Below are 7,411 nucleotides of genomic sequence, written 5' to 3'. Positions count from 1 at the left end.
TCGCGCGCCGCCTGGATCAACCGAAGCTGGGCGACGGCGTGGACCGCGAGGTCGGCCAGCGGGTCGGCCTGGCCGCCCATGTGGCTGGTCGGGGCGGCCAGGTTGAAGATCACCTCACAGCCTTCGCACAGCACCCGCAGGTCGAGGTCGCGGATGTCGCCCTGGACGAACTCGACCGGCGCGTCACGCAGGTTGGCGACATTGGCGCCGCCGCCGAACAGGAAGCCGTCGAGCGCGGTGACGCGTGCGCCTTGTCGCGCCAGTTCTCGCGACAAGTTCGAGCCCAGGAAACCTGCGCCCCCGGTCACCAGAACCTTGCGGCCCGTCCAATCCATCGTCTTCGCCCGTCTTGTGGGTCCACGCCGCGAGGGCCGGACGCTCGCGCCGGTATAGGACCCGGCCCCTAAATGAACAGAGAACGCCGCTGCGCTGGAGCCGTCAGCGCGTCGCCGGCTGACGCGCGGAGGCGGCGGCGGACGGAGCGGTCGCGCGCAGCGGCTCGGCGTGCTCCACCGAACGGATGGTCGCTTGAGGTTTGCCGTTGGCCGACAGGAAGGTGCGCCCGACATACTCCCCGATGACGCCCAGCATCATCGACTGCACACCGCCGACCAGCAGCAGCACGACCATGGTCGAAGCCCAGCCCGACGGCCGGTTGGCGGTGACCAGCGCTTCGACGATCACCGCCACCGCGCCTAACGCGCCCAGCGCGGCCATGGTCGCGCCGGCGAAGATCGCCAGCCGCAATGGGATCAGGGAGAAGCTGGTGGCGAGGTTCAGCCACAGGCGGATCAACCTGGTCACGGTGTAGTTCGAATCCCCCTCGGCGCGCGGCAGGTGCTGGACCTCCAGGCTGTCGATGCGCTGGGTGGACTGCATGATCAGCCCGTCGATGTAGGGGTAGGGGCCCTGATAACGGACCACCGCCTCGGCGGTCAGCGCCGACATGCAGCGGAACGACGACAGGTAGAGGCCGGACGGCTTGTCCAGCAGGGTGTCGGCGACGAGATTGGCGAACCGGCTGCCCAGATTGCGCCATCCGGCGTGCTGCTTCTTGGCATAGCGCGTGTAGACAACGTCCCAGCCGCCGTTGCGGGCATGGTCGTAGAGCCTGACCACCTCCTCAGGCGGGTTCTGCAGGTCGTCGTCCATGGTGATCACGTAGCGGCCGCGGGCGTGCCGCAGCCCGGTCATAACCGCATTGTGCTCGCCGTAGTTGCGCGCGTGCTCGACATAGATGATCGGGACGGGGGCTTGGTCCAGCAGTGCGCGACAGACCTGGTCGCTCTCATCAGGGCTGCCGTCGTTGACCAGCACCACCTCGAGCCCGCCCTCTGGGCGCAGCCTGGCCAAGGCCTCGACCAGCCGGCCGACGGTGGTCGCGCCGCGATACACCGGCACAACGATGGAAAGGCCGGGCGAGCGTCCGGCGCCGTCCCTGGTCGCAGCATTGCGCGTCATCTGCGGATCATCGCCTCAACATCAGTGCGCCGCGATGCAAGGCTCGCGCCGCGCATCAGGCTGGCCGCTCCGCGGTCGCCATCACCGACCCGCCAAACGGCAGCGCCGGTAGCGCCGCCTGCTCCATATCTAGTACGCTCAGCAGCGCACGGTTCAGCAGCGGCGGGTAGGCTTTGACGTCGGAGTCGGCGTCTTCTCCCCGATTAAGGATCTTTCGTTCGAGAATCATTATCGGCAGCAGCAGACTGTTCCAGTAGCGCGTGCGTACGCGCACGAATCCGGCCGTTTGTAGCATCTCGCGCACCTGGGCGGCGTCCATCCGCCGGGCGTTGTGCACGCGGTGGTCGTGGGCCGACAGCAGCCAGTCGTAGGCCGGCATGTTGACCACCACCACCCCGCCGGGGCGCAAAATGCGGCGCAGTTCGCCGAGCGTCGCCGCCGGATCCACCTGGGCGTGGCAGAGCACATCGGCGCTGATCGCCGCGTCGAATGTGCCGGACGCGAAGGGCAGGGCGTTGACGCTGCCACGCGCGACCGCCGCGCCGGACTTGGCCATGGCGCGCGCCGCCGCAGCGGCGTCCCATTCCAGTCCGCTCAGGGCCAGATCGGGACGCGCCTGACCTGCAGCGCGCAGGAAACCTCCCGTACCGCACCCGGCGTCCAGCACGCGTCCGCGCACCGGGCGCAGGGCGGCGATCAAGCGCTTGTGGAGGGCGCGATACCACCACATCGCGCCTTCCTGCTCGTCCATCAGCGCGTATTCGCCGGCTTCCATGCGCTCGCTGCTCCTTCCGCAGAGCTTCGGCCGCCCGAAGTCCCTGCGCCTTCGCCGGACCGGACTAATCCGGTGTTCGCGAAGCCCGCGCAAGACGGGCGTCGGCGTCGATGGCGGATGGATCGTCGGCCTGGCTCGGTTCTATAGTCGATCCAGCGACCAGCCCGACCTCGCGATGTGCGATGGAGCAGAGGCAGGCGCGAGAGAGGAGGGCGATCTCGATGGCCTATGACAGGCGTCCCGTCCAGAAATCGGCCCTGGCCGATACTAATCAGCCCTCGCCCGAGGCCTTGGCCCCGCTGGCCGCCTTCAAGGGCGCCGAGCCGCCGGCGCCTCAATGGTTCAAGGACGCGCTGGCGCGCGAGCCGGAACGCGGCTTCGTGGACTCCCTGGGCTCGAAGATCGAGACCCTGACCTGGGGCGAGACCGGCAAGCCCGGCCTGCTGTTCGTGCACGGCAACACCGCGCACGCGGACTGGTGGAGCTTCATCGCGCCGTTCTTCGCCGACGACTATCGGGTCTGCGCCATGTCGGTCGCCGGAATGGGCGGGTCCGACTGGCGTGAGCGCTACGCCTTCGCCGACTTCGTGCAGGACGCCGAAGCGGTTGCGCGCGCGACGGGGCTCTACGAGGGTGGCAAGGCCCCGATCTACATCGGCCATTCGCTGGGCGGCATGCATGTGCACTACGCCGCTGCGCGCCACCCCGAGCACATGCAGGCCGCGATCCTGGTCGATGTGGGTTTCGGCGGACCGCCAGCGCCGACCCAGCCGGTCAATCCCGCCTTCTTCCGCCCGCCGATCACCTATCCCGCGCTCGACATGGCGTTGGTGCGCTTCCGCTTCATGCCGCCGCAGACCGCTGTCTTCCCCTGCGCCGTGGACCTGATCGCGCGCCGCGGCCTCACGCCAGCGCCGAACGACGCCGAAGCCTTCGCCTGGCGGTTCGATCCGAATTGGTGGGACAAGCTGGATCGCGCCGGAGTCATCCCCGATTCCGACACTGTGGCGGCGATCAGCCTGCCGCTGGCCCATATCGTCGGAACGGAGACGCGCGTCGTGAAGCCCGAGCAGGCTGACCTGTTCCCGCCGCACACGGTGCGCATCGAGATCCCGGGCGCCCAGCATCACATCATGGTCGATCAGCCGCTTGCCCTGGTCTCGGCGATCCGGGCCCTGCTGGCAGGCTGGGAGGCCTAGCTCCGCAAGCTTAGCGGCCGATCGCCGCCCAGGGTGGCGCCGATCAGCGGTCAACTAAACGATAGCTTCCCTGCACAATCCCAGGATGACGGGCATGACCGACGCAGCGCGCAACATCAGCGAGATCGCCAGCTATCACGCGCACATCTACTTCGAACCCGAGACCCGCGCCGCGGCGGAGCGCCTGCGCGGCTTCATCGGCGAGCGGTTCCCGGTCCGGTTGGGACGCTGGCACGACGCGAAGATCGGCCCGCACGACCAGTCGATGTACCAGGTGGCGTTCAACACCGACGTCGCCCCGAGCCTGGTGCCGTTCCTGATGCTCAACCACGCGGGCCTGAGCATCCTGATCCACCCCAACACCGACAACCCGAGACGCGACCACATCATCGATGCGATCTGGATCGGCCGTCGGCTGCACATCCACGCCGACGTGCTGCCGGAGACCGGCGCACCGGAAGACGCCGGCGAGATCAACACCCAACCGACGATTCTGCAGGACACCCCATGACCGAGCTGACCAACCGCCACTGGGTGCTGAGCCGCACCCCCGACGGCCCGCTGTCGCCCGACGTGTTCGCTTGGGGTGAGGCGCCGGTCGCACCGCCCGGACCCGGACAGGTGCTGGTCCGCAATCGCATGCTCTCCATCGATCCCGCCCAGCGCGCCTGGATGAAGGGGCGCACCTATCGCGAACAGGTCATGCCGGGCGATGTCATGCACGCGTTCGGCCTGGGCGAGGTGGTCGCGTCGCAAAGTCCCGGGTTCGTGGCCGGCGACCTCGTCGAGGGCATGCTGGGCTGGCAGGACTACGCCGTCGCGCCGGCTGGCGAATTGACCAAGCGCGACAGCAGCCAGTCGCTGGACCATCTGATCGGCGTGCTCAGCATCACCGGTCTCACCGCCTACCATGGCCTGTTCGACGTTGCGCAGGTCCGTGCGGGCGATACGGTGCTGGTCTCGGCCGCGGCAGGCGCGGTAGGCACGGTCGCCGGACAGATCGCGAAAATCGCCGGGTGCCGCGTGGTGGGTGTAGCTGGCGGTGAAGAGAAATGCCGCTGGCTGGTCGAGGCGCTCGGCTACGACGCCGCTGTCGACTACAAGGCCGGCGACCTGCGCCGTCAGATCCGCGCCGCCTGTCCGGATGGCGTCGACGTTTATTTCGACAACGTCGGCGGCGAGGTGCTGGACGCGGCGCTGCTGTCGATGAACCAGCGCGGCCGCATCGCCTGCTGCGGGGCGGTCTCGGGCTACGACGACGCGGCCCCGCCGAAGGGTTCGCCAATGATCCCAGGCCTGTTGATCAGCAAGCGGATCAGCATGAGCGGCTTCATCGTCCTCGACTATCTGGCGGGACGCGAGATCGCCGAGCGCCGCCTGGCCGGCTGGATCGCCGAGGGCCGCCTGAAACCCGTTGTGGATGTCGATGACGGGCTGGAAAGCGCGCCGAACGCCCTGATCAAGCTCCTGGCCGGACGCAACCGCGGCAAGGCTGCGGTGCGCATCGGCTGAGCCTGAAGGCGCGCCATCGCCGGGCGCGCTTACCTGAACGGCGGTTAAATCGTCGGCTCAGGTTCGCCTCAGCGTGGAACGCGCATCCTGTCGCTCGATCCGTCCAATCGGGACGGGTGCAATTCGAGGCGATGGTCATGAGTAGCGTTCGCGCGGTCGATTGGGTTCTGCTGGACCCCGCGGCCAGTCGTTCGGTCCAGGTGGGAGACAGGCTTTCGGTCGACGCCGGCGGCATGCCGATCTACCGGGTCAAGGCGCTTGCCGAGGACGGGTTCTGGCTGGAGGACGGCCGCCACCCGCCGCTGCGGATCGCCTCGCTGGACGCCTTCCGCTGGAAGGCCCGCACCGAGGGCTAGGCGGCCCTACAACGAGCGCGCGATGATCTCGCGCATAATCTCCGACGTACCGCCATAGATGCGCGCGACGCGGGCGTCGACCCAGGCGCGACCCACGTCGTACTCGCTCATGAAGCCATACCCGCCATGCAGCTGGAGGAACTCGTCCAGCAACGCGCCCTGCATCTCCGACGCCAGCAGCTTGGCCATCGCGGCTTCCTCGGCGGAGAGCGAGCCCGCTATCACCTCGCCCAGGCAATGGTCGATGAACACCCGCAGCATCGTCGCCCGGGCCTTGGCGTCGGCCAACTTGAAGCGCGTGTTCTGCATCTCGAACAGCGGCTTGGAGAACGCCACCCGCGCCCGCGTGTAGGCGATGGTTTGTTCCAGCAACGTCTCGATCGAAGCTGCGGCCCGAAGTGCGATGATCAGCCGCTCCCAGGCCAGCTGGTTGGTCAGGTAGGCGAAGCCCTGGTTCTCCTCGCCCAGGCGGTTCTCTGCGGGCGCACGCACGTCGGCGTAGAACAGCTCGGCGGTGTCCTGGCCTTTCAGCCCGATCTTCTCCAGCCGTCGACCCTTGCTGAAGCCCGCCCGGTCCGCCTCGACGCAGATCAGCGTCAGGTCGCGGCGCTCCGGGTCGGTCTTGACCACCGTCACCGCCAGGTCGGCGTTGAAGCCGTTGGTGATGAAGGTCTTCGCGCCATTGACCACATAGTCGTCGCCGTCGCGCCGGGCGGTGGTCTTGATCGAGCGCAGGTCGCTGCCGGCGCCGGGCTCGGTCATGGCGATCACCGCGATCAGTTCGCCAGACGCCATCGCCGGCAGCCACTTTTGCCGCTGCGCCTCGCTCCCGTACGAGAGGATGTAATGGGCGACGATCTCGGAATGGGTGGTGAACCCGGGCGCTGTCGCCCCAGCGCGCGCCAGTTCCTCGATGACCACCGCGGAATGGCCGAAGTCTCCGCCGCCGCCGCCGTATTCGGTGGGCACCGCCACGCACAGCAGCCCGTTCTCGCCGGCCTTACGCCAGACGCTCCTGGGTACCACGCCGTCGCGCTCCCACTGGGCGTGGTGAGGCGCGATCTCGCGCTCGACGAACCGGCGGACCTGGTCGCGGAACTGCTCGTGGTCCTCGCGAAAGACGTTCCTCATGACGATGCTCCGAACCGCTGCCAGGATGGGCGAACCCGCGCCAGAGTTGGTCCTCGCGCCTTACACACCTGTTGGTCAACTCGTTTAGTGACAAGGCCCCAGAGCGTGTCGCGTAACCCGCCCAGGTTGCACAAAGTCATCGCGTCGCGATCCCTTCGCTCCGCGGCCCCGGGTAAGAGCCGATGGAGGTGGGGCCGGCGCCCTTCCACGTTGCGATAAATTCTTCACTACAAACAACCCGCTGATCACGCGCTTTTCGCCGATCAATCCCTAGAATTCATTTGCATGAGATGGTGTAGACCAACGAATATTGTAACTTAGTTGGTAAAATCGTTAGATGAGATTCAAATATTATTATCAAATAACATTGGAATATCAAATATGATCGGACGCATTAACTAAATATTCACGAGACTAACTGCACTTTACGTGTAATTCAGTCGGTCTAACAACCGAACGATTCTTTCAGATCACCTGATCGATGGGTCGAACCCCTGCGCTTTAAGCGAGCGGGATCGAAGCCGTCGTGGGTCAACGTCGAATGCATTGGAGCGACCCTTGGCGACCTATATCTATGAGACGATCAGCGCGGCGCAGGCCCTGGCGATTGCGACGACGGACAACGTGATCGTGCAAGGCGGCACGGCGAGCGCTGTGACGGTCGTCTACAATCCGGCGACCCCGACTGAGAGCGACACGATCACCATCACCATCGGCGCCCGCTCGGTGACCTTCGGCGCCAATGTCGCGACGATCGCCCAGGCGGGCAACGTGGTGATGCCGGACGGCACGCTGTTGTACATCGGCTACACGGCGGGCGACGGCTTCACCGGTGCCGCCACCGGCGATGCGGCGTTCGGCGGCGCGGGTAACGACACCCTCGACGGCGGCGCAGGCAATGACCTGCTGCAGGGCAACGCCGGCAACGACAGCCTGGTCGGCGGCGCGGGAAGCGACACCGTCTATGGCGGTCAAGG

The 7,411-nt window shown here is 67.0% G+C and carries 9 protein-coding genes; 5 read left to right on the top strand and 4 right to left on the bottom strand.

All coding sequences use genetic code 11. The features are described from left to right. The 3 genes from Q8M88_RS14285 to Q8M88_RS14275 all read right to left on the bottom strand — a co-directional run. Nucleotides 1–335: NAD(P)-dependent oxidoreductase (locus Q8M88_RS14285; RefSeq protein ID WP_305597827.1), on the bottom strand; the 335-nt coding region annotated here is incomplete at its 3' end. A 103-nt stretch (nt 336–438) separates the two neighbouring features. Next, nucleotides 439–1,461: a glycosyltransferase family 2 protein gene (locus Q8M88_RS14280; RefSeq protein ID WP_305597826.1), complete on the bottom strand. Its 1,023-nt coding sequence runs from the start codon at nt 1,459–1,461 to the stop codon at nt 439–441. Nucleotides 1,462–1,516: 55 nt separating this feature from the next. Continuing rightward, nucleotides 1,517–2,236, bottom strand: coding sequence for a class I SAM-dependent methyltransferase (locus Q8M88_RS14275; RefSeq protein WP_305597825.1), 720 nt, complete (start codon nt 2,234–2,236; stop codon nt 1,517–1,519). 221 nt (nt 2,237–2,457) lie between these two features. On the opposite strand from Q8M88_RS14275, the gene Q8M88_RS14270 reads away from it, so the two are divergent. From Q8M88_RS14270 to Q8M88_RS14255, 4 genes are all read left to right on the top strand, one after another. Beyond that, complete coding sequence (locus tag Q8M88_RS14270) at nt 2,458–3,435, top strand: alpha/beta fold hydrolase (protein ID WP_305597824.1); 978 nt, start codon at nt 2,458–2,460, stop codon at nt 3,433–3,435. A gap of 94 nt (nt 3,436–3,529) precedes the next feature. Then, entirely contained in the window at nt 3,530–3,946 is a 417-nt protein-coding gene (locus Q8M88_RS14265) for a DOPA 4,5-dioxygenase family protein (RefSeq protein WP_305597823.1), read from the top strand. Beyond that, the gene (locus Q8M88_RS14260) at nt 3,943–4,947 is read left to right on the top strand and encodes an NADP-dependent oxidoreductase (RefSeq protein WP_305597822.1); all 1,005 of its coding nucleotides are present in this window, start codon (nt 3,943–3,945) and stop codon (nt 4,945–4,947) included. Before Q8M88_RS14265 ends, Q8M88_RS14260 begins: the two co-directional genes overlap by 4 nt. Before the next feature lie 137 nt (nt 4,948–5,084). Continuing rightward, on the top strand, nt 5,085–5,303 hold the full coding sequence (locus Q8M88_RS14255; RefSeq protein WP_305597821.1) for a hypothetical protein: 219 nt from the start codon (nt 5,085–5,087) through the stop codon (nt 5,301–5,303). 6 nt (nt 5,304–5,309) lie between these two features. On the opposite strand, the gene Q8M88_RS14250 is transcribed toward Q8M88_RS14255, so the two are convergent. Continuing rightward, nucleotides 5,310–6,434 carry an acyl-CoA dehydrogenase family protein gene (locus tag Q8M88_RS14250; RefSeq protein WP_305597820.1) on the bottom strand — a complete coding sequence of 375 codons (1,125 nt, stop codon included), beginning with the start codon at nt 6,432–6,434 and terminating at the stop codon, nt 5,310–5,312. A gap of 558 nt (nt 6,435–6,992) precedes the next feature. Between Q8M88_RS14250 and Q8M88_RS14245 the strand changes: the two genes are divergently transcribed. Beyond that, a partial coding sequence (locus tag Q8M88_RS14245) for a calcium-binding protein (protein WP_371132720.1) occupies nt 6,993–7,411 on the top strand: 419 nt, incomplete at its 3' end.

This window comes from Phenylobacterium sp. (assembly GCF_030693805.1).
Classification (GTDB): domain Bacteria; phylum Pseudomonadota; class Alphaproteobacteria; order Caulobacterales; family Caulobacteraceae; genus Phenylobacterium.
The sequence above is the reverse complement of the archived record's forward strand: the minus strand, read 5'-3'. Positions and strand labels throughout refer to the sequence as shown.

Bases quoted from the DNA above. Each gene is read 5' to 3' on its own strand.
- Q8M88_RS14280 (WP_305597826.1), bottom strand. From the start codon at position 1,461: ATGACGCGCAATGCTGCGACCAGGGACGGCGCCGGACGCTCGCCCGGC.
- Q8M88_RS14275 (WP_305597825.1), bottom strand. From the start codon at position 2,236: ATGGAAGCCGGCGAATACGCGCTGATGGACGAGCAGGAAGGCGCGATG.
- Q8M88_RS14270 (WP_305597824.1), top strand. From the start codon at position 2,458: ATGGCCTATGACAGGCGTCCCGTCCAGAAATCGGCCCTGGCCGATACT.
- Q8M88_RS14265 (WP_305597823.1), top strand. From the start codon at position 3,530: ATGACCGACGCAGCGCGCAACATCAGCGAGATCGCCAGCTATCACGCG.
- Q8M88_RS14260 (WP_305597822.1), top strand. From the start codon at position 3,943: ATGACCGAGCTGACCAACCGCCACTGGGTGCTGAGCCGCACCCCCGAC.
- Q8M88_RS14255 (WP_305597821.1), top strand. From the start codon at position 5,085: ATGAGTAGCGTTCGCGCGGTCGATTGGGTTCTGCTGGACCCCGCGGCC.
- Q8M88_RS14250 (WP_305597820.1), bottom strand. From the start codon at position 6,434: ATGAGGAACGTCTTTCGCGAGGACCACGAGCAGTTCCGCGACCAGGTC.